At 40.7% G+C, this 23,008-nt stretch carries 23 protein-coding genes; 17 read left to right on the plus strand and 6 right to left on the minus strand.

Features of this window, described 5'->3' with window-relative positions; all coding sequences use genetic code 11:
- From H3V01_RS04645 to H3V01_RS04675, 7 genes are all read left to right on the plus strand, one after another.
- Positions 1–924: a branched-chain amino acid transaminase gene (locus tag H3V01_RS04645; RefSeq protein ID WP_041879414.1), complete on the plus strand. Its 924-nt coding sequence runs from the start codon at positions 1–3 to the stop codon at positions 922–924.
- A 92-nt stretch (positions 925–1,016) separates the two neighbouring features.
- On the plus strand, positions 1,017–1,208 hold the full coding sequence (locus tag H3V01_RS04650; RefSeq protein ID WP_037395126.1) for a zinc-finger domain-containing protein: 192 nt from the start codon (positions 1,017–1,019) through the stop codon (positions 1,206–1,208).
- Between the two features lie 134 nt (positions 1,209–1,342).
- Positions 1,343–2,299, plus strand: a complete 957-nt coding sequence (gene trxB / locus H3V01_RS04655) for a thioredoxin-disulfide reductase (protein WP_198186116.1) — start codon at positions 1,343–1,345, stop codon at positions 2,297–2,299.
- A gap of 157 nt (positions 2,300–2,456) precedes the next feature.
- Positions 2,457–3,266: an enoyl-ACP reductase FabI gene (gene fabI / locus H3V01_RS04660; protein WP_025330840.1), complete on the plus strand. Its 810-nt coding sequence runs from the start codon at positions 2,457–2,459 to the stop codon at positions 3,264–3,266.
- Between the two features lie 266 nt (positions 3,267–3,532).
- Positions 3,533–3,877, plus strand: a complete 345-nt coding sequence (locus H3V01_RS04665; protein WP_084553126.1) for a hypothetical protein — start codon at positions 3,533–3,535, stop codon at positions 3,875–3,877.
- 269 nt (positions 3,878–4,146) lie between these two features.
- Positions 4,147–4,596: a large conductance mechanosensitive channel protein MscL gene (mscL, locus tag H3V01_RS04670; protein WP_025330856.1), complete on the plus strand. Its 450-nt coding sequence runs from the start codon at positions 4,147–4,149 to the stop codon at positions 4,594–4,596.
- Between the two features lie 214 nt (positions 4,597–4,810).
- The gene (locus tag H3V01_RS04675; RefSeq protein WP_198186117.1) at positions 4,811–5,872 is read left to right on the plus strand and encodes a hypothetical protein; all 1,062 of its coding nucleotides are present in this window, start codon (positions 4,811–4,813) and stop codon (positions 5,870–5,872) included.
- Between the two features lie 59 nt (positions 5,873–5,931).
- Here H3V01_RS04675 and H3V01_RS04680 read toward each other — a convergent pair whose 3' ends face one another.
- Positions 5,932–6,618 carry a glutathione S-transferase family protein gene (locus H3V01_RS04680; protein WP_198186118.1) on the minus strand — a complete coding sequence of 229 codons (687 nt, stop codon included), beginning with the start codon at positions 6,616–6,618 and terminating at the stop codon, positions 5,932–5,934.
- Positions 6,619–6,803: 185 nt separating this feature from the next.
- Between H3V01_RS04680 and H3V01_RS04685 the strand changes: the two genes are divergently transcribed.
- The 6 genes from H3V01_RS04685 to H3V01_RS11140 all read left to right on the plus strand — a co-directional run bounded on the left by H3V01_RS04685 (position 6,804) and on the right by H3V01_RS11140 (position 10,710).
- Positions 6,804–7,652: a 23S rRNA (adenine(2030)-N(6))-methyltransferase RlmJ gene (locus tag H3V01_RS04685; protein ID WP_198186119.1), complete on the plus strand. Its 849-nt coding sequence runs from the start codon at positions 6,804–6,806 to the stop codon at positions 7,650–7,652.
- Positions 7,653–7,929: 277 nt separating this feature from the next.
- Positions 7,930–8,910 (plus strand): class 1 fructose-bisphosphatase, encoded by a 981-nt coding sequence (locus H3V01_RS04690; RefSeq protein ID WP_037395147.1) that lies wholly within the window; start codon positions 7,930–7,932, stop codon positions 8,908–8,910.
- Positions 8,911–8,963: 53 nt separating this feature from the next.
- On the plus strand, positions 8,964–9,455 hold the full coding sequence (locus H3V01_RS04695; protein WP_084564389.1) for a peptidylprolyl isomerase: 492 nt from the start codon (positions 8,964–8,966) through the stop codon (positions 9,453–9,455).
- Between the two features lie 206 nt (positions 9,456–9,661).
- Positions 9,662–9,862, plus strand: coding sequence for a hypothetical protein (locus tag H3V01_RS04700; protein ID WP_198186120.1), 201 nt, complete (start codon positions 9,662–9,664; stop codon positions 9,860–9,862).
- A 60-nt stretch (positions 9,863–9,922) separates the two neighbouring features.
- Positions 9,923–10,354, plus strand: coding sequence for a carboxymuconolactone decarboxylase family protein (locus H3V01_RS04705; RefSeq protein ID WP_198186121.1), 432 nt, complete (start codon positions 9,923–9,925; stop codon positions 10,352–10,354).
- 227 nt (positions 10,355–10,581) lie between these two features.
- Positions 10,582–10,710: a hypothetical protein gene (locus tag H3V01_RS11140; protein WP_255516597.1), complete on the plus strand. Its 129-nt coding sequence runs from the start codon at positions 10,582–10,584 to the stop codon at positions 10,708–10,710.
- Between the two features lie 129 nt (positions 10,711–10,839).
- Here H3V01_RS11140 and H3V01_RS04710 read toward each other — a convergent pair whose 3' ends face one another.
- From H3V01_RS04710 to H3V01_RS04725, 4 genes are all read right to left on the minus strand, one after another.
- On the minus strand, positions 10,840–11,331 hold the full coding sequence (locus H3V01_RS04710; RefSeq protein WP_025330863.1) for a hypothetical protein: 492 nt from the start codon (positions 11,329–11,331) through the stop codon (positions 10,840–10,842).
- A 173-nt stretch (positions 11,332–11,504) separates the two neighbouring features.
- Complete coding sequence (gene cysK, locus H3V01_RS04715) at positions 11,505–12,437, minus strand: cysteine synthase A (protein ID WP_025330864.1); 933 nt, start codon at positions 12,435–12,437, stop codon at positions 11,505–11,507.
- Between the two features lie 327 nt (positions 12,438–12,764).
- Entirely contained in the window at positions 12,765–15,350 is a 2,586-nt protein-coding gene (acnB, locus tag H3V01_RS04720; protein ID WP_198186122.1) for a bifunctional aconitate hydratase 2/2-methylisocitrate dehydratase, read from the minus strand.
- 231 nt (positions 15,351–15,581) lie between these two features.
- Complete coding sequence (locus H3V01_RS04725) at positions 15,582–16,481, minus strand: M48 family metallopeptidase (RefSeq protein WP_084586353.1); 900 nt, start codon at positions 16,479–16,481, stop codon at positions 15,582–15,584.
- A gap of 364 nt (positions 16,482–16,845) precedes the next feature.
- Here H3V01_RS04725 and trkA point away from each other — a divergent pair, with 364 nt between their 5' ends.
- The 4 genes from trkA to H3V01_RS04745 all read left to right on the plus strand — a co-directional run bounded on the left by trkA (position 16,846) and on the right by H3V01_RS04745 (position 22,330).
- Entirely contained in the window at positions 16,846–18,243 is a 1,398-nt protein-coding gene (trkA, locus tag H3V01_RS04730) for a Trk system potassium transporter TrkA (RefSeq protein WP_198186123.1), read from the plus strand.
- A 12-nt stretch (positions 18,244–18,255) separates the two neighbouring features.
- On the plus strand, positions 18,256–19,761 hold the full coding sequence (locus H3V01_RS04735; protein ID WP_084547813.1) for a TrkH family potassium uptake protein: 1,506 nt from the start codon (positions 18,256–18,258) through the stop codon (positions 19,759–19,761).
- A gap of 50 nt (positions 19,762–19,811) precedes the next feature.
- A complete protein-coding gene (locus H3V01_RS04740; RefSeq protein ID WP_198186437.1) occupies positions 19,812–21,680 on the plus strand; it encodes a lytic transglycosylase domain-containing protein in 1,869 nt (622 codons plus the stop codon).
- A gap of 107 nt (positions 21,681–21,787) precedes the next feature.
- Entirely contained in the window at positions 21,788–22,330 is a 543-nt protein-coding gene (locus tag H3V01_RS04745; RefSeq protein ID WP_100115550.1) for an isochorismatase family protein, read from the plus strand.
- A gap of 136 nt (positions 22,331–22,466) precedes the next feature.
- On the opposite strand, the gene H3V01_RS04750 is transcribed toward H3V01_RS04745, so the two are convergent.
- Complete coding sequence (locus tag H3V01_RS04750; protein WP_198186124.1) at positions 22,467–22,937, minus strand: universal stress protein; 471 nt, start codon at positions 22,935–22,937, stop codon at positions 22,467–22,469.
- Positions 22,938–23,008 lie beyond the last annotated feature (71 nt).

Raw genomic sequence — 23,008 nt, forward strand, 5'->3', positions numbered from 1 at the left:
ATGTCTATGGCCGACCAAGACGGTTTTATCTGGTTTAATGGTAATCTTGTTGAGTGGAGAAATGCTCAAACTCATGTTTTAACTCATACATTGCATTATGGTATGGGGGTTTTCGAAGGCGTACGTGCTTATGAAACGCAAAACGGAACAGCCATTTTCCGTTTACAGGATCATACTAAACGTCTGTTTAACTCCGCCAAAATTACTGGCATGCATCTGCCATTCACAATGGAAGAAATCAATCAGGCTCACATTGAAGTAGTTAAAGCCAACAAACTGGCTTCCTGCTATTTTCGACCTATGGCTTTTTATGGTTCAAACAAACTGGGTGTAGCACCAGATCAAAATGATGTACAGGTAATTGTGGCTGCCTGGCCATGGGGAGCCTATCTTGGCGAAGAAGGTATGCAAAAGGGTATTCGCGTGCAAATCAGCTCGTTCACCCGTCATCACCCCAATATCACCATGATTAAAGCCAAAGCCAATGGCAACTACATGAATTCTATTATGGCTAATACCGAAGCTACCCGTAATGGCTATGATGAAGCAATAATGCTGGATTCAAACGGTTTTGTTGCTGAAGGATCCGGGGAAAATATATTTATCGTCAATGATGGCAAACTTTACACACCGGCTCTGGATGCAGCTTTGGATGGGATTACCCGGCGTACAGTAATGGCTATCGCAGCTGATATGAATTTAACCGTTACTGAAAAGCATATTACCCGTGATGAAGTTTATTGCGCAGACGAAGTATTCTTTACAGGCACGGCAGCTGAAGTAACACCTATCCGTGAAGTTGACGGTCGCGTAATTGGTTGTGGCTCCCGCGGTACGTTGACTACAGAGATTCAGCAGCGATATTTTGACATTGTTCATGGCAAAAATACCAAATATGAATCCTGGCTGACTTATATCATTTAATTATCTGAATAAAAGGCCTGATTACAACATTATTTGCTGTAATCAGGCCTGTTTTGTATGATTAGCTCTCAGCTCAACCAAGGGAAATAATTATGAGTAATACTGCCCAATCAGTTACAACCATTACACCGCATGATTTACCATTGATATGTACCGGCCCGGAACATGAAACATGGAATGGTCATCCCCGGGTATTTTTACCCATTCAATCTAACAGTAGTATTGAATGCCCCTATTGTGGCAAACAATATCATCTGGATGGTATTGCTGACAATCATCACTAACTTTGTTCAGGCGTGCAGATAACCAATAACTATTCTATTAAATCGAAATTGGAGAATTTAATTCTTTTTTGATATTGTGGTACAGTTACCTCCATTTATCCTACCTAGTATTGCCCAAATAATAAGGAAATGTCATGAGCGAACTCACACACAGCCGATTAATTATCCTTGGTTCCGGACCAGCCGGTTATACAGCTGCAGTTTATGCAGCCCGTGCAGGTTTGAAACCTACACTGATTACCGGTATGGCACAGGGTGGTCAGTTGATGACAACAACCGAAGTGGATAACTGGCCGGCTGATGTCTATGGTGTGCAAGGTCCTGAATTGATGCAGCGTTTTCTGGAACATGCCGAACGCTTTGGTACCAATATGATTTTTGACCATATCAATCAGGTGGATTTACAGCATCGCCCGTTTACTCTTATTGGTGATATGGGAAGTTACAGCTGTGATGCATTAATCATTGCAACAGGTGCTTCTGCCAAGTACCTGGGATTACCCAGTGAAGAAACTTTTGCTGGCAGAGGCGTTTCCGCGTGTGCCACCTGTGACGGCTTTTTTTACAAAGATCAGGATATAGCTGTTGTCGGCGGAGGTAATACTGCGATTGAAGAAGCTTTGTATCTGGCAAATATCGCACGTACCGTTACCCTGATACATCGCCGTGACAACTTTCGTGCTGAAAAAATCATGATTGACAGATTACTGGAACGGGTAAAAGAAGGCAAAATCATTCTTAAACTTAATGCTACCGTTAATGAAATTCTTGGTGATGACAAAGGAGTAAACTCAGTACGCATTAATTATGCCGATAATGAAAGTGAAATTCTGGCAGTAACCGGCATATTCATTGCTATTGGCCATCAGCCCAACACCGAAATTTTCAAAGGTCAGCTGGATATGGATGCAACAGGTTATCTCATTACCAAAGGTGGTAATGATGGCAACATCGGCGCAACAAATATTCCCGGCGTATTTGCCGCAGGAGATGTGAAAGACCACATATACCGTCAGGCCATTACCAGCGCTGCATCAGGCTGTCAGGCTGCACTCGATGCAGACCATTATTTATCCGGATTAACTGAATAATTTTTTAGTTATATTTAGTTATATATTGACCGGCTGAATGTCATCACATCAGCCGGTTTTAAAGTTTCTACTCTAGCGCTATATTTCGCGTAAAAGTAAATATTAGTTATAATGCGACCTTTAAGCTAAACACAAATCACGTTCAAGGATAATAATTATGGGCTTTTTGCAAGGCAAAAAAATCCTCATCACCGGTATGATTTCTGAACGCTCTATTGCCTATGGCATTGCCAAAGCCTGTCGTGAACAGGGAGCAGAACTGGCTTTCACCTATGTTGTAGACAAACTAGAAGACCGGGTACGCAAAATGGCTGCCGAACTGGGTTCAGAACTGGTATATCGCTGTGATGTACAAAGTGATGATGAAATCAGCCAGTTGTTTTCTGATTTGGGGAAAAGCTGGTCACAGCTTGATGGTCTGGTACATGCTATTGCTTTTGCACCAAAAGAAGCCTTAAACGGGGATTTTCTGGATAGTATTACACGCGAAGCATTTATGACGGCTCATGAAGTATCTGCTTATAGCTTGCCTGCACTGGCTAAAGCTGCCCGTCCGTTAATGAGTGGCCATAACAGCTCTATTCTTGCCCTGACCTATCTTGGTGCAGTACGTGCCATACCTAACTATAATGTAATGGGCATGGCTAAAGCATCATTAGAAGCAGGTATCCGCTTCACAGCAGCCTGCCTCGGAGAGGAAGGAATTCGATGCAATGGTATTTCAGCAGGCCCGATTAAAACTCTTGCTGCTTCAGGCATTGCCAATTTCGGCCGTTTGCTGGCTCATGTGTCCGCACAAAATCCAATTCGTCGTAATATCACTATTGATGAAGTTGGAAATACTGCTGCTTTCCTGTTATCAGATCTGGCTTCAGGTATCACAGGCGAAATCACATATGTTGATGGCGGTTACAGTATCAATGCTCTGGGCGTACCGGAAGATCTGGTAAGTACTCATAACAGCTAAATTGTAAATAGTTTTATTAATCAAACTTAATTTAGAGTATATAAAATATTTTGTATCAGCTGTTTTGATATAAAACTCAGTAAATGCAAAGCCAAACTTTTTTCAGGTTTGGCTTTTGTAATGTAAGCTTTGAATCACTAAAGTCTATTTATCAATAATAATTTCTAATAATTTTATTATTTCTATTTATAATGGCAACAGAGCTGATGCCAGATGTAACTCCTCTCATCCCGACAATTCATTCGTGTATAAAATTCAAAAATATAATGAAGAAAACCATACTTTTTTTAATTTTATTATATTCAGCACTGGTACAGGCTGAATTTATTCATCCGATGGATTACGATGGTTCTCAGGAACAGAAAAAAGCTGTAAAACAATTTATTAAACAGCAGGTACAGCATGATTATTGTCAGGAATTAAATATTTGTAATGCATCTGCTCTGCGTAAAATGGAAAAGAAAAATTTCCGGGCATTTATGAAGACAACGCATGCAACTGACAGAAAAGTCATGGATGAAGCGATTGACCATTGTATGCATTATATGGATATGTGCGAATATTCTATTATTGAACTTAAATATTCAGATATTAAGAAATCTGAAAATTAAACCAAGCTAATAAACAAAACCTGACTTGCTTTATTATGCTACTAATCTGGTTAGCAAACTGTATATAAAGTAACCAGATTGACAATTTAAGTTGAAGCCATCTGTTTTAATTATCCTACTCTCCTTAGCCAATTTAATTTATTCTTAATTAAGTTATATCTTTTATTATTTTTACATTGAATAACTTAGCTCTGGTATGACTGCCTGCCTTATCGCGCTACTATGAAAAAGCCAAATACTTGATTTTCAGGCCAACTATGGAGGCAAACATGAAATTTATTGAACAGTTTAAAGCTTTTTTATTACGAGGCAATGTCATTGATCTGGCTGTCGGTATGGTAGTGGGTACTGCTTTTACTAATATGGTGAAATCACTGGTAGATAATGTCATTATGCCACCAATTGGTCTGCTGATTGGCGGGGTAGATTTTTCCAATTTGTTTATTACTTTACGCAGTGGTTCTAAATATCCGGGCCCGTATGAAACACTGGGTGCGGCACAGGCTGCTGGCGCGGTAACACTCAATATTGGTTTATTCATCAATACTGTTATTAGTTTAGTAATCATTGGATTTGCGATTTTTTTGGTTGTCAAAGGAATCGACAAACTGCATAAAAGTCCTGCCCCGAAAGCCACCACAAAACAGTGCCCTCAATGCTGTACAGACATTCCAATTCAGGCAAAACGCTGCCCGAACTGCACATCTGAGTTAAATTAATTTAAAACAATATTATGTTTTAAATCGTGGTGTACACTATAAGTTATCAAACTAAATCTGAGTTTTTAAGACGATTGATAAAAGCTACAAATTGTATGTAGCTTTTTTTGCGCCAGCGAATTATATATATTTTCAGGCAGGCAATGGATAAGTGTGCGTATTAAATATTTACTCAATATGCCACAGAAAATAATTTAAACTAACAGGAATAACAATGCAAAATAGCCCGACTCCGTTTTATAACCCTTTATTAAGCTATGAAGATAATTATCATCAAGGGCCTTTCGGTGATTTCAGAAATTTAAATGTATCTGCTGATATTCAAAGCCAGCCTGAGCGTTTTCTGAATATGGAGGTTAATTTACCTTTTGGTATTCCTGCCGGTCCTTTGTTAAATGCAAATTTTATTCGGGCTGCATTTAAGCATGGTTTTGATTTATGTGTTTATAAAACTGTCCGAAGCCGAGCTCAGGCCAGCCACCCGTTGCCTAATGTACTATCTATTCATCCTGCCGGTAAGCTTTCTGCTAATGTGGATACTGTTCTTGCTGATAATCAGTACACTCAGCCTTTATCTATAACAAATTCTTTTGGCGTACCTTCTTATAATCCCGATATCTGGCAGGCTGATATGGCAGAAGCAATTCAGTCTGCGCAGAAAGGTCAATATGTTATCGGCAGCTTTCAGGGAACACCAGGTAATGAATCCAGTATAGAAAAAGATTATGCCCGAACGGCCGTTCTGGTAAATGAAACAAAGGCACCGATACTGGAAGCTAATTTAAGCTGTCCGAATGAAGGGGTAAATAAATTATTGTGCTTTGATTTTGACAAAGTGGAGCGGATAGCTAAAGAAATTAAAAATGTTGTTCCGGATAAACCTTTGTTTCTGAAACTGGCGTATTTTGCAGATGATAATGCTATCTTCCCCTTATTAAGTAAGCTAGACGGAGTAATTGACGGCTACAGTACTATAAATACGTTATCAGCCAGACCGGTTGATGCAGATGGTAAACCTGCTTTAGGCACAGACCGGCCTACCGGTGGTGTTTGTGGTGATGCCATCCGCTGGGCTGGATTAGAAATGGTAGAACGTCTGGCCAGATTAAGAGCCCGTCTGCAAAACCATTTTGCGATTATTGGTGTTGGCGGTGTAAGCTGTAGTGAACATTATCAGGCTTATCGTGCCGCCGGAGCTGATGCTGTGATGAGTGCCACTGGTGCCATGTGGAATCCGCAGCTGGCTATTGAAATTAAGAAAAGTCTGAATAAATAATATAAAAGCAGACAGCCGGAAGTTGATCAGGCTGTCTGCTTTATATGTTCAGAATTTTTTCATCGCTTTATGCGATAAGGTTCATCCATAGCAATAAAATCTTTTTCTTCAAGCGCCTGGGCAATCCAGGCTGCTACTGCTTCATTGGCACATAATGCATTTATATAATTAGTCAGTATTGCTGAAGTATGAATTTGGAAACCTTTTAATCTTAAACACATGGGTGCATAAAAAGCATCGGCAATACTAAATTTACCAAATAGAAACGGTCCTTCAGATACAGCCAGAAATGATGACAAATGCTGATCAAGGAAATCAATTTCTTGTTTTACATTGGGAAAATCCCGCAGGATAATCTGGCCGGTTTCAGGCAGCACTGCCTCAATATTCATGGGTAAATGCCGGCGTATATGATTATAACCATTATGCATTTTAGCCACTATACTTCTTGCTCTGGCACGGGCTTTATAGTCTTGCGGCCATAATGCCAGTTCCGGATGTTGTTCTGCAAGATATTCACAAATTGCCAGAGAATCACTAACAATCAGATCATCATCTATTAATACAGGCACAGTACCATATGGATTGAGCGGCAGTATGGTTTGTTTAAAAACCGAATCGGGTGCAAAACTGTCAAAGCGTACCAGATGCTCAGTAAAATCTATCTGAAAATGCTTCATGACTACCCATGGCCGCATTGACCAGGTAGAATAATTTTTATTGCCGATATAAAGTGTGTAATTCATTCGCTTTTCTCTTTTAGTAGTCATATTTTATAATTGATCAAGCATAGTACCAGCTTAATCTTGTGTAATCTAGCGCACGGAAAAGATAAATCAGAAAAGTGCTTTAATACAGATTTTTTTGCCCGTGCCGGTAAATTCGGTACAATAACAGGCTAAATTAATCAGCCCTACAGCAGTTATTGCACATGCTCAGCTATCGCCATGCTTTTCACTCCGGTAATCATGCCGACATTCTTAAACATTATTGTCTGATGACAGTACTGGAATATTTCAAACTGAAAGACAAACCTTTTTGCTATGTTGATACTCATGCAGGTGCAGGGCTGTATAGTCTGATCAGTAAAGAAGCTCAGAAGGTTGGTGAATACAGGGAGGGAATCGGGCGACTTCTGGCTGCAACTAATCTGGATAATAGTTTAGAACAATTCCGTAATGCTGTTGTCTCCTGCCTGCCGGATGATACAAATCTTTATTGCGGCTCCCCATGGCTGGCTCAGGCTCTGGCCCGCGAACAGGATCGTCTGCGCCTGTTTGAATTACATCCCGCGGATGCAGAATTATTGCGTAATAATATGCGTAATATTAAACAGCCAAACCGTGCTCAAGTGTTTTGCGATGACGGCTTTAAAGGTCTGCTATCCATGCTACCCCCGCCAAGCCGGCGTGCAGTCGTATTAATTGATCCCCCATATGAATTAAAGCAAGATTACCAACAGGTAACAGACACGCTTAAGACCGCTCTGAAAAAATTTGCCAGTGGCTGTTATTTAATATGGTATCCATGTCTGAGCCGTGGTGAAAGTCTGAAATTACCCCAAAATCTGCAAAAACTGGCTCCCGATAATTTTGTTCAGGCAGAATTATATGTACACGCACCACGCCCGGATGGTTTTGGTATGCACGGCAGTGGTATGTTTATTATCAATCCGCCGTACACATTGCCCGGGATACTGGAAAAGGTATTACCGGCAATGACTCGGTTACTGGCTCAGGATGACAGCGCACATTTCGTTCTTAACTCTATGATTGCCTGAATATAAATAATTTATGGTTAGCAGAGTCTGTTATTTAGTCGAGAAAAGTTAAAGCTATTCTGTAAGCTTCCATGCGAAGTGTATCCGGCCTGTAATAAAAAAATCAGAAGGTCGGATTTAAGTGGAAATCCGCAATCATTATCGCTGAATAACTTCATTGATTTTCTGAAAAAAATCATTCAAAGATAAATACAATCTAATGTATATAGTGATTAAACGAGCTGAATAATACTTAAGAAATGTATAATAATAGTGAGTTTTAAAAGGGAGTATTCGCATGTCTGTTTTACTGTCTGATTATCTGCAACAGCAGCAGCAAAAATATGCTGTTACACCGCATTTGCCTGATGTGATTACTAGCATTAGTCAGGCCTGTCTGCACATTAATCGTGAAATACGTCTGGGCGCTCTGGATAATATTCTGGGTAGTGCTCATACAGGTAATATACAAGGTGAAGAGCAGAAAAAACTGGATGTTTTATCCAATCAGATTATGATTGATACCCTCTCTGCTAATCCGGCTATTGCCGGACTGGCCAGCGAGGAAGAGGATTCATTTGTTACAGCCAGTCAGAATGGACAGTTTCTGGTGTTATTCGACCCACTGGATGGAAGTTCCAATATTGATGTGAACATATCCATCGGGACTATTTTTTCGGTATTGGCTAAACCGGATGGTGCGCTTACTACAGAAAGCTTTTTACAATCCGGCCGGCAACAGCTTGCCAGTGGTTATGTGCTGTACGGACCGCAAACCATTCTGGTACTGACATTGAAACATGGTATTGCCATGTTTACTCTGAATGAACATAACCAGTTTCAACTGACTCAGGAAAATCCGCAGATACCAGTATCTACAGCTGAATTTGCTATTAATATGTCTAATCAGCGCCACTGGCAGCCGGCTATGCAAAATTATATTGCTCAGTTGCTAGCAGGTAAAAGCGGCTGTCGCGGAAAAGACTATAATATGCGCTGGGTGGCATCGATGGTAGCCGAGGTGCACCGGATTCTTATTCGCGGCGGTATCTTTACTTATCCGCAGGATAATCGCAATCCCGATAAACCTGGTAAGCTACGCTTAATGTATGAAGCAAATCCTATGAGTTTGCTGGTTGAGCAAGCTCAAGGGGCTGCTACAAACACTCGTCAAAACATTCTTGATATTCAGCCAGAAGGCCTGCATCAGCGTGTAGCCGTTGTACTTGGCAGCAAGGAAGAAGTAGACTACGTTACTGCTATGCATAATGCAGACTAACCGTTGCAGATCATTCTGCAATTTTTTTATTTTACTCCCCTCAGGAGATTTTAATGATTAAATTAACTACGAATTTTGGTGTTATCGGTATTGAGCTTGACCATAAGAAAGCACCCAAAACCGCTGAAAATTTCGAACGCTATGTTCGTGAAGGCTTTTATGATGGCACCATTTTTCACCGGGTTATCGATGGTTTTATGATTCAGGGTGGCGGCTTTGATAAAGATATGCAACAAAAACCTACTCATGAACCGATTGAAAATGAAGCCAATAATGGTTTGAAAAATGATCGCTATACTATTGCAATGGCTCGTACCATGCAGCCACATTCAGCCAGCGCACAATTTTTTATCAATGTAAAAGATAATGATTTTCTGAACCATACTAAACCGGATTTACACGGCTGGGGATATGCTGTATTTGGTAAGGTAGTTGAAGGACAGGATGTAGTTGATAAGATTAAAGGCGTCAAAACCGGTAATCATGGCCCGCATCAGGATGTACCAGTTGAAAATGTGATTATTGAAAAAGCTGAAATTGTTTAAATAACATTAAAATAAATGCATTAGATAATCCTGATGCATTTTTAAAAAGCAATTAACTGATTTTTTTTAACTCTTTTTTGTATAATTAATGAAGTCTTCATAAGCAAAATTTTTCGGCAATGGAAAATTTTGCTAAAGATTTACTTCAATAATTTAAAATACAAGGAGGACATAATGATTATAGTAACTTTTAAATTCAAAAACCGTTGGAAGAACTACTGGCTAAATTTGAAGAACATAATAAATTTTTAGATGAGTATTTTGCTAAAAATAAGTTTATAGCATCAGGTCATTTAGACAATAAAACTGGTGCTATTATTAACGTAAAGAACAAAATCATTAATATTGCAAATATATTAATATTATTTGTGGTAAGAATGATGATTAATTTTAATGGTTATAGTTAGTTATGCCGCTGCGTTATTAATATATTTAGCAGACAATAATGATAATAAGGAGATGAGAACATGAAAAATCTTAGAATGAAATATTTTGACTTATCGCCAGAACTCATGAGTGGTTTTAGAACCGTGAAAGTCGCCCTTGAGAAAAGCTTTGTTGAACAGAATCTTATTGAGTTGGTCTATCTCAGAGTTTCTCAAATTAATGGATGCGCATATTGCCTAAATCTACATACAAATTCCCTGCTTAAAGCTGGTGAAACGCAGCGCCGCATATCTGAAGTGGCAGGATGGCGTGTTAGTGATCAATTTTCTAAAAAAGAACAAGCGGCACTGAACTGGGCAGAGCAGTTAACACTAATATCGACAAGCCACGCCGATGATGAGTCGTTTGAGTTATTAAAAAATTTCTTCAATGATACAGAGATATCTGACCTTACATTTGCAATATCGCTGATGAATGGAATGAACAGACTTGCCATTTCTATGCGGCAATGAGGTGCATTATGGGCAATGTTGAATAGTTGACTTAAGTAAGGTGTAGGTTATTTAGGAATCAGAGTTTAGGTGCTGGTAATTTCTTTTTTAAGGCCTTAAGTACTTATCCAAATAGTGATGCAGACTATAACTATCTTGAAAAAGAATTTATTATACCTAAGGGAAGGACTACAAAAGCTTTTCATTAAATTTTTATATAAAGTCATTAAAAGCGTTGCGGCATAGTAATGAGTGATTCACTTGAAGAAGCGAAAAACATTATGAAGTCAGATCCATTCTGTGTTTATGATCTTGTTGATTTAGAATTTACTTTATTTCAGGCTGCTAAAATCTCGCCTAATTTATTAAGTAATTAAGTTTATTTTTTCACAGCAGGCAGTCTTTTAAAGGCTGCTTTTTTTATGCTTTCAAATAAAACTGTATCTATGAATAAAACAATACCCTGCTAAACTATTTTGGCAGGGTATTTAGCTATATAAAATGATTTATTGAAGTGGCTTCATATTCATTACTTCCATCAGGAAATTAGTGAATGCCGGATTAGCCGGTTTGGATCGCATTACCGGCCAGCGCTGCTGCCAGCCTGATAAAGCATTCTGAATATATGCTTTCGACTGGGCTGTATCAATTGAACCTTGCTGACTTTCGACCACACTGCGTAAATAAATGGCATACATGTCATCATCTACCATATTATGCCCTACCTGAGCAATGCGAAACTGATCCAGTAATTGTGCAGCCTGAACTTTAGTCATGCTTCCCTGTGAAACCTGAAAACTCAGACGGGTAGCTTCATCACGAATTCGAGCCACATCAGACCAATGACTGCTGGCTAAATGAAATTCATTATTTGCAGTACCGTCTACTACCTGTACTGGTTTAACTTCTTTATTATTCTTAGCCGTTAAAGGGTTATTAACAGATGAACAACCACCCAAAAAGGCTGCAACGACACATAATGCTAATGTTTTTTTCATCATTTGTTTACTCAGTATATTGCTTGAAAATATTGCTTAAAACAAAATTAAAAGCCAGCTAGCTTAAGCGTGTGGCTGTACATATATCGTTTACAATTGTAACACAGCCATGACTGTAATAAAAAACCGAACCAGTTGTTTTCTGGTTCGGCATTATTCAGACAAATAAATTATCAAGCTAGATCTGCAAATAGTGGTGTAGAGAGATAACGCTCACCATAAGAAGGAATTAAAACTACAATCAATTTATTTTTGTTTTCCGGTTTAGCTGCAAGCTGCAGGCCAGCCCATACGGCAGCACCGGAAGATATACCGACCAGAATACCTTCTTTAGATGCCATGTCACGAGCGGTATCAAAACAAACTTCGTTTGGCACTTCAATAATACCATCATATATTTTGGTATTCAGAGTTTTGGGGATGAAACCCGCGCCAATACCCTGAATCGGGTGCGGCCCCTTGCAACCACCGGACAATACCGGAGAAGCTTCGGGTTCAACTGCATAAATTTCTACTTCAGGTTTTTTCTCTTTCAATACTTCCCCAACCCCGGTTATGGTACCTCCTGTACCCACACCAGCTACGAAAATATCAATTTTTCCATCGGTATCATGCCATATTTCCTGCGCAGTAGTTTCGCGGTGAATCTCCGGATTAGCCGGATTTTCAAACTGCTGCGGCATAAAGTATTTTTTCGGGTCTGAATCAACGAAAGCCTGTGCACGGGCAATGGCACCAGACATGCCTTCTGCTCCGGGCGTTAATACCAGCTCAGCGCCAAAAGCACGCAATAACATGCGCCGTTCTTTACTCATTGTTTCCGGCATTGTAATAATCAGCTTATATCCACGTGCAGCGCAAACCATAGCCAGCCCAATACCAGTATTACCGCTTGTCGGCTCTACAATCACTGTATCAGAATGAATTTTACCGGCCTTTTCTGCAGCATCAATCATACTGGCTGCTATTCTATCCTTAACACTATTGCCCGGATTAAAAAATTCCAGTTTGACTACAACTTTACCCGGTAAACCCGCACTTAGACGATTCAACTGTACCAGTGGTGTATTACCAATTAAATCGGTGATGCTAGAGGCGATATTCATTTATTATCCTTCGTCATGAAAAACTATCTTTGTTATCTTAGATGAAAATTGTGACCAGCCTAAATAATTTATATGCGGATAGATACAATTAATATTTATATAGGCGTACTAAATATATATGATGTAGGCTTAAAATATTAATATTATTGCTAAAATGCTATCAATTATTATAACAGTAATCTGAAAAATTATTTAATCTTAACATTTTGAAAACTACTCAAACAGCAAGCTTATTCAGGTCTGATATTGCCATAAAAAATTTAAGCCAATAAAAAGGCTGCCGTTACCGGCAGCCTTTTGTACAGCAATCAGTATATATATTACATCTTAGGCATCTACTTTAGCCGCTACATCTACATATTCCTGAATTTCATTGAAGTTCATATAACGATAAATTTCAATACCTTTATCATTGATAATGGCAATATTTTCGCGATATTCATCGATATTCGGAATATGTCCCAGTTTTGAACAGATGGCTGCCAGTTCTGCTGAGCTCAGATATACCTTGGTATTTTTACCCAGTCGGTTCGGAAAGTTACGGGTAGAGGTTGAAACGACAGTTGATCCTTCTCTTGCCTGTGCCTGATTACCCATACATAAAGAACAACCCGGCATTTCCATACGCGCACCTACCCGGCCCAGAATACCGTAATACCCTTCATCAGACAGCTCTTTAGCATCCATCTTGGTAGGAGGAGCTACCCACAGCCGGACTGGCAGATCTGATTTACCATCCAGTAATGCAGAGGCGGCACGATAATGACCAATATTTGTCATGCATGAGCCGATAAATACTTCATCGATATGGGTACCAGCCACGTCAGACAAGGTTTTCACATCATCCGGATCATTCGGGCAAGCTAGAATAGGCTCTTTAATCTCATCCATATTGATATCAATAATAGCAGCATATTCTGCATCAGCATCAGCTTCAAGTAATTTCGGTTCTGCCAGCCATTGCTCCATTTTTTCAATACGGCGTCTCAGTGTGCGTGCATCCTGATAACCATTGGCAATCATGTTTTTCAGCAATACGATATTGGATTTGAGATATTCCTCAATAGGTTCTTTGTGCAGTTTTACCGTACAGCCGGCAGCTGAACGCTCTGCAGAAGCATCTGTGAGCTCAAAGGCCTGTTCAACTTTCAAATCCGGTAAACCTTCGATTTCCAGAATTCGGCCAGAGAAAATATTCTTTTTACCTGCCTTGGCAACGGTAAGTAACCCTTCTTTAATAGCCTGTAAGGGAATAGCATTAACCAAATCACGTAAAGTAATACCCGGCTGCATTTTACCGGAGAAGCGTACCAGCACTGACTCCGGCATATCCAGCGGCATAACACCGGTTGCAGCAGCAAAAGCTACCAGACCGGAACCTGCGGGGAATGAAATACCCAGAGGAAAGCGTGTATGTGAATCACCACCAGTACCTACCATATCCGGTAGCAGCATGCGGTTCAGCCATGAATGAATAATGCCGTCGCCCGGACGTAGTGCCACACCACCGCGTGAAGACATGAATACTGGCAATTCTTTATGGGTTTTAACATCAACCGGTTTCGGATAAGCAGCGGTATGGCAGAAAGATTGCATCACTAAATCCGCACTAAACCCCAGACAGGCCAGATCTTTCAGCTCATCACGGGTCATAGGACCTGTAGTATCCTGTGAACCGACTGTAGTCATGCGCGGTTCACAATAAGTACCTGGGCGAATACCCTGACCTTCCGGCAAACCACAAGCGCGGCCAACCATTTTTTGTGCCAGAGTAAAGCCGGCTGTGCTTGGCGCCGGAGACTGTGGCAAGCGGAAAACTTCTGAATGCCCCAGATTTAGTGCATCTCTGGCTTTAGCAGTTAGACTACGACCAATAATCAGATTAATACGGCCACCCGCCTGAACTTCATCCAGAATTACCTGAGATTTCAATTCGAATTCAGCAACTGTTTCGCCGTTTTTGATAATTTTGCCTTCATAAGGCAAAATATCAACTACATCGCCCATTTCCAATTTGGATACATCAACTTCTATAGGCAATGCACCTGAGTCTTCCTGTGTGTTGAAGAAAATCGGAGCAATTTTGCCACCAAGACATACGCCACCGAAACGTTTATTCGGTACATAAGGGATATCTTTACCGGTATGCCAGATTACGGAATTCGTTGCTGATTTACGTGACGAACCTGTACCAACTACATCACCTACATAAGCAACCAGATTACCTTTAGCTTTAAGTTCAGCCAGTTGTCTGATAGGTCCTACCTCACCCGGTTTATCGGGTTGAATACCTTCACGCGGATTTTTAAGCATAGCCAGTGCATGCAAAGGAATATCCGGACGGCTCCACGCATCAGGTGCAGGTGATAAATCATCGGTATTGGTTTCACCTACCACTTTAAATACGGTAACCGTGATTTTTTCCGGTACTTTTTCACGCGCAGTAAACCATTCTGCATTAGCCCATGATTCAATCACTTCCTTTGCATACTGATTACCAGCACGCATTTTTTCTTCTACATCGTGGAATGCATCAAACATCAGTAAGGTATGTTTTAAGGCATTGGCTGCAGTAGAAGCCAATTCTTCATTATCAAGAAATTCTATTAAAGGCTGGACGTTATATCCACCCAGCATGGTACCCAGCAATTCAACGGCGAAAGTCGGTGTAATTAACGGACTGGTAACTGTTTTCTCTGCAACTGCGCCCAGAAAGGATGCTTTTACTTTAGATGCATCATCTACACCCGGCGGTACACGATGCGACAGCAGCTCAACCAGAAATTTTTCTTCTCCTTTGGGAGGATTTTTCAGCAATTCAACCAACTCTTCTGTTTGCTTAGCTGTAAGCGGCAATGGCGGAATACCCAGAGCTTCGCGTTCAGCAGCGGCTGCGCGGTAGGCTTCTAACATCTTGAATGTCCTTAATGTAATGGTTTTTTAAATTTTTCTTGTAAATTTATTATGCATTCCCAATGCAATAACCTGAATGATAACCGAAAACAGGGACGATTGAAACAATTTGTAGTCGAATGTAGTCAAGATAAGAAAATGTAAAGATTAAAATAAAAGCAGCCTTAGACAGGCTGCACTAAAAACAAAAACAGGAATTAGGATAAAAAATTACATCCTGATCAGTTTGTTTCAGGAACGCTTTTTCTTTTTAACCGTTCCTTTGCGGAAATTATTGACTCCCTGAATATTCTGTGCAGTAACTGGCTGTGACTTTATTGCTATATTATTTTGTCTGGCCTGCTCATAAACAGGTAATACCTCTGGCAGCATTTTCTTTAGTGCATTAATACGGGCATCATTGCTCGGGTGAGTAGAAAGTAAGCTTGTACCACGGTTGTTACCCATAACTTTATTCATTTTTTCCCATACCGTAATGGCTGCATGCGGATCATATCCGGCCTGTGCCATTAGTTTCAGCCCGCCGGCATCTGCCAGACTTTCCTGATGACGTGAAAAAGGCAGAGTCAGCCCAAACTGATTTAAAACATCTTTATAAATGCCTACATTGTTGGCACTGGCACCTGTTTTTGACTGTAAGGCAGAACTACCTATTTCAAGAGCAACACTAGTCAGAATTTGCTGACCGGCAGCTTTTTTGCTGTGCTCCTGAAGAGCATGTGTCATTTCGTGACCAATAATTGCCGCAATTTCATCATCACTCAGATTCAGACGATTAACAATACCGGTATAAACCACCATTTTTCCACCCGGCATTGCAAAGGCATTTGGTATTTCACTATTAATTACATTAAGCTGCCAGTCAAATGGAACTCCTGTCTGATTAGCTTCATTAGCATAAGGTACTAATCGCTGAAATATTGTATGTACACGCTTCGCAACAGGAGTATTGGTTTCAATTTCACCTTTGGCTTTAGCCTCCCCCATCATCTGAGTATAACTTTTGGCAGCAGCGGCATTTAATGTCTGAGTATCATAACCCATTACTTCTGCAACCTGAGCGCAACCACTCAAAGCCATTAAAACAGATGCCAGAGTAATTAATTTCGGTTTAAGCCTGATTAAATTCATAATTTATCCAAGTATAAAAGTAAATTGAAAATTAACACTTTTAAATGTCTTACATTTAGCCAAAAATGTAATAATGGGTTTTATTGTATTGTATTACATTAATTTACATATAATTAATTTAGCTTAATAATACATTTAAGAATTCCATACTGCAATTTTCAACCGTCATCCGTGTTCGTCTAAATTATTATTAATACATAGATTCAATTATTTAAATATTATTCTTATCAGTTTTAAATCTATTTGGATTTTCTGCTATCTTTAATATTTAATTAACATAAGTGTCGTAGTTTTACACCAATATTTCCACCATTCAGCACAAAGGCTACAATAAAGAAGGTACCACTGAAGTGATGTAAATAACGTGAAAATCCTGATACTCGGTTGCGGGCAGGTTGGTTCAACTATTGCCAGTAATCTGGCCAGAATGACCAATAATGATGTCACTATTATTGATATCAATGAGAGTGCCTTGCAGCAAATTAACCAGCGCCTTGATGTACAAACTATTGTAGGCAATGGTGCCTGGCCTTCTGTATTGTCAGCAGCCGGTGCACAGGATGCAGACATGATATTAGCATTAACTCAAAACGATGAAACCAATATGGCAGCCTGCCGGATTGCCTATGCTCTATTCAATACACCTAACCGTATAGCCCGGATTCGCTATAGCGATTTTGTTGAATTCGAAACCGGTAATAATAATTATAAAACCAGTCTGGACTTATTCAACATCACTGAAGCCATTAGTCCGGAGCAACTGGTAACAGAGCAGATTGTCAATTTATTACTACATTCCAGTGCGCTGCAAATTCTGCGATTTGCATACGATAAAATTCGTTTACTGGTAATTCGTGCTCAGAATGGCGGTATATTGGTCAATCAGCCCATCAGTAACCTGAAACAGCATCTGGAAGAAGGTGTAGATTGTCAGATTTGTGCTATCTACCGCAATAATCATCTGCTCGTTCCCACCGGAAGTACAGTCATACAGGAAGATGATGAGGTTTTTGTTCTTACACCCACAGCCTATCTAGAAAACATCATGCGTGAGCTGCGACCGATTAACAAACGCACACGCAGGATAATGATTGCCGGTGGCGGAAATATTGGTTATCGCGTTGCCAAACAACTGGAAACCAAGCTGGATATCAAAATTATTGAACGAAAACAAAATCGTGCTGAATGGCTGGCTGAAAACCTGAACAATACTCTTGTGCTGGTAGGTAATGCATCTGATGAAAGTCTGCTGGAAAACGAATATATCGATGAAATAGATGTGTTCTGTGCGCTTACTAATGATGATGAAAATAATATCATGTCGGCAATGCTGGCTAAAAATCTCGGTGCAAAAAGAGTAATGGCGATTATTAATCGCTCCAGCTACGTTGATTTATTGCAGGGAAGTGCCATTGATATTGTGATATCTCCGCATTTAATTACGATTGGTTCTATCCTGACTCATGTACATCTGGGCGATATTATGGCAGTTTATCCGTTACGCCGCGGTTCTGCAGAAGCGATTGAAGTAGTGTTACACGGTGATCGCCATACATCTAAGTTAATCGGTCGTACCATGACTCAGCTGCGCCTGCCAGCCGGCTGTTATTTTGGCGCAGTCATACGCAATGAAAAAATAATTATGTATCATCAGGATACAGTTCTTGCAGATGGAGACCATGTTATATTTTTTATCGCTCGGCGTAAGGCTGTTCAGGATCTGGAAAAAATGATTCAGGTCAAACTGGGCTTTTTTGCTTAAGGCTGCCAGACTATGAGCCATTTTACCAATCGCTTTGTTTTGCATCACAAGGAATCAGGTTTTCTAAATAAAATTGCGCCTACGGCACATATTGTAGCTAAAACCGGTTTTCTGTTTTCCTTGTTACTGCTTGCTCCGACGATTGTTTCTTTAATCTATATGGATCATGTATTTCCGGCATTTGCTTTCACTGCCGGCATTTGCATGAGTGTATGTGTAGTGGCATGGTTATTAACCATGCGCTATAACCGTGAATTACGGCCACGTGATGGTTATACACTAGTATTTATGCTGTGGATCGGTTTTGCGCTGATAGCCTGTCTGCCCTTTTATATTTATTTACCCGGACTAGGCTTTACTAACGCCTATTTTGAAGCTATTTCAGGGCTGACTACTACCGGTGCTACTATTATTACCAGTTTGGATTCACTTGCGCCATCATTGAATTTCTGGCGCCACATGCTTAACTGGCTGGGTGGCATGGGTATTATTGTACTGGCTGTTGCGGTGATGCCTATGCTCGGCGTAGGAGGAACACAGCTATTCAAAGCAGAAATACCCGGTGTAAATAAAGACAGTAAGATGGCACCGCGTATTTCTGAAACGGCTAAGCGCTTATGGGGTGTCTATGTTTTATTTACTATAGTCACTTTACTGGCACTGCGTCTGGCCGGAATGAGCTGGTTCGATGCGGTCTGTCATGCCATGTCTGCTTTTTCACTGGGCGGATTTTCTACCCACGACAACAGTATTTCCTATTTTCATTCCGTTCCGATTGAAATTATTCTTAGTATTGCCACTTTATTAGGCGCAATCAATTTCAGCAATCATTTTAATGCATTACAGAAAGGCTCATTACGGTATTACTGGCGTGATGAAGAGGTAAGAGTTTTATTATGTGTTCTCTTATTCAGCATTGTCGGTATCAGCCTGTATCTGTGGTGGCATAGCTTTTATTCTTTTTCAGAAGCATTTCGCTACACCAGTTTTAATCTGATTTCAATCGGACTGGCAAATGGTTACTCAAATACAGATTTTGCTAAATGGCCTTTAATTGCTTCATTATGGATGTTTTTTCTGTCCAATATACTGTCTAACGGCGGTTCAGCCGGTGGCGGTATCAAAACGGTACGAGCTATTGTATTATTTAAATTCAGTCTGAGAGAAATGCTGCTGATGCTGCATCCAAATGCTGTCAGTATGGTTAAAATAAACGGCAGCAATATTCCTGACCGGCGTGCACTGACAGTAATGGCCTTTGTATTTGTATATGTGCTGACTATTATTTTATTCAGCTTTGCACTGATGATCAGCGGACTGGATTTTTTGTCCGCACTTACCGCTGCCATAAGTTGTATTACTAATGCCGGTCCCGGACTGGGTGCTGTAGGGCCAGCCAATAATTTTGCTTTTCTTTCAGACATTCAAAAGTGGTTATGTATTATGATTATGCTACTTGGCCGTCTGGAAATTTTTACTGTTTTTATACTCTTTACGCCAGCTTACTGGAAAAAATAAATTACATTATGAGAAAAAGTGAAGGAAAAAAATTGATAAAACATTTAATGATGCTGAAATCAAAATTATTAGTTCAACGGCATCGTCTGATTTCTGGTACTGTGCTTTTAATAACAGCATGCAGCAATCAGCATGAAGTAGCTGTCCAGCCAATCAATACTAATACAGGTAATGCGGTTCTGCCGGGGACTCAGGCTAGCGAAACACCGGATAAAATTATTAGCAGCTTTCAGCAATATCAGAATGCCCTTAAGGCAGTTAAAGACGGAGATGATGTATTACCTGCTCAATTCCTGGCCCGTCAGCCGGACAGTGCAATGAGTAACAGTATTCGTAATAACTGGTTACAGCAATTGGGAAAAAGGGGGAACTGGGCTGTATTTCGTCAGCAATACTCATTAATGGATAAAAATGCCCGTGATATGGAAACCCGTTGTTATGCGGTACAGGGTGGTATAGAAAGTGATTCCAGCCTGATCGCTAGTCTGAGCCAGGAAACGGGTAATCTGCCGACAGGATGTAATCGCCTGCTTGTACAAGCTGCTGCCAGCCAGCAAATTAATGCACAAAATGGCTGGCGACGTGTACGCTATCTGCTTGCACTGAATCAAATAACAAATGCACGTAATCTGGCTCAGGCTTTGGGCAGTCCTTTACCAGATCCGTTGAATGCCAGCGCAGGAAACAGCCAGGGTGCACAGGAAGCTTTGTTATATCAGGTAACCAGCAAAGAAAACCGCAGTAAAGACAGTGCTGCAAACACATTAATGCAAATATCAGCCAGTCTGACTAAAGAACAAATCGGTTTTGGCTGGGGGCAATTGGGATTGGCTCAGGCTTATAGTTTGAATTCTATAAATGCACTGACATATTTCGACCGTGCCGATCCGGCACAGATGAATAATGAAATGTGGGAATGGTATGCCCGTTCTGCGCTGCGGTTACAACGCTGGCAGAAACTGAATAATATTATTCGCAGCATGCCAGAAGCTTTGCAGCAACAGGTTACATGGCAGTACTGGCTGGCACGCAGCTACCGTGCTTTAGGGCAAAATAATCAGGCACGGGAAATATTCGAACAAACTGCCAAACGCGGACACAACTTTTATTCTCTGCTTGCAAAAGAAGCGCTCGGGAGCAAAGCAAGTGTTCAAAACACTGTTGCTAAAAGTAGCCATCAAATTCAAAGCAAAATAGCAACTGATGGCAACATTGACCGCTCACTGACTTTATTTAAAACTGCACAGGCTGAAAACAACTGGACAATGCGACGTCAGGCTCAGCAGGAATGGCGCTATGCGACACGTAATTTCAATGATGACACCTTAATTGCTGCTGCAACATTAGCCGAAAACAATGGTTTTTATGAAATGAGTATCTATAGTGCAGACCGGGCTGATAACCAGCTTAATTATGAATTGCGCTATCCGGCACCATTTAAAGAACTGACTGTTCCGTTTGCTCAGCAAGTCGGCATCGATCCTGCCTGGGTGTATGGCTTAATCCGGCAGGAAAGCCGTTTTATGATTGGTGCACGATCCAGTGTTGGCGCGACCGGACTGATGCAGGTCATGCCGGCTACAGCCCGCGATATAGCCAAACGTCTGGGTATGGACAGCAGCGAGCTGTATACCATGAGCGGAAATATTCGCATGGGTACATGGTATATGAGTAGCGTACGTAAACAATTTGCCGATGAAGTATTGGCCACAGCCGGCTACAATGCCGGCCCCGGACGTGCTCGTCGCTGGCAGGCTAATACGCCTCTTGAAGGAGCAATTTATGCGGAAACGATACCTTTTGATGAAACGCGAACCTATGTTAAAAATGTAATGGCCAATACGACTTATTACGCCAATCTGTTTGGTGAACCCAGAACTACCCTGACAGAACGCATGGGTACCGTCCCCGCCCGCTAGTACAGCCAGTGAGCATCATTGCTCTGATTAACCTGTGTTTACCTTAAGCCACATATAAATACTGCATAATTTACATGCAGATTATTTAACCTTTCTGAAAGCACATTATGTTGTTAGACAGTAAACGTTCCGCAGTATTAATGATTGATTTACAAACACGCCTGTTGCCTGCTTTAAACAACACGGAAGAATTGCTGGCCAATAATATCTGGCTGGCCGGTCTGGCGCATGATATGGCGATTCCTACCCTAATCAGTGAACACTGTGTCGATAAAATCGGTGCAACTCGTGAAGAAATCATCACTGCTGCACCACAAGCAAGAATTGTCCAGAAACAAAGTTTTTCTGTATATGCTGCCGGTGTGCTGAATGAAGACAGCCTGCAACAGGCTAACCAGATCATCATATCCGGCATTGAAGCTCATATCTGTGTTCTGCAGACAGCCCTGGATCTGCGCGCACATGGCTATGAGGTTTTTGTGGTTGCTGATGCCGTCAGCTCTCGCAAACAGGAAGACGTTAAATTAGGTCTGGCACGAATGCAGACGGCTGGTTGTGAAATTGTCAGCCGTGAAATGATTGCATTTGAATGGCTGGGTAGTGCTAATAACCCGCTATTCAGAGACATTCATAAAAAATATATTCGCTAAATTGCCAGAATACTTTTAAGTTATTGTGCGGTTAATGCAATTCAGATAAATAGCTAAAAAGCTGAACCCGATTTGATACGGATTCAGCTTTATTTTTCAGCTGTGACTTTATACTTAATTTATAAAATCAAACTATTTAACCTTCACTTTTGGATTCACTGCGAATAATCAGTAACGGAAGATTAGTTTCACGCATGACAGTTTCGGCAAAACTACCCATTAATAAATGCATCAGACCACTGCGACCGTGAGTACCGAGAATAATCAGATCACTATCATGTCCGTCAGCGTAATCAACCAGCATCTGAGCCATTTCTCTTGCCCCTTTATTGGCAATCAGCAAATGCCGATGAACTTTATTTTCCGGTAAAGCTGCTTTTGCTTTTTCAATTGCTGCATCCAGTACAGTATTGCCTTCTGACAACGCAGCAGCTTCATAACTTTCATGCTGGAGAAACTCAGGAGCCAAAGCCATATATTCAGTCGGATTGGCAACATTCACGACAGTTAATTCTGCATCCTCACCCTTAGCCAGACCAATAGCATGATCTAAAGCATTTTCCGAAGTATGGCTGCCATCTACCGCTACCAGTAAATGTCTATACATGAAACCCTCCTATCTTTTTTGCAATTCGAATCACATGGCAGATACAGTATAATACCACTACCTGTACAAAA

The sequence above is a fragment of the Snodgrassella sp. M0351 genome (assembly GCF_016100575.1).
GTDB classification, from domain to species: Bacteria; Pseudomonadota; Gammaproteobacteria; order Burkholderiales; family Neisseriaceae; genus Snodgrassella; species Snodgrassella alvi.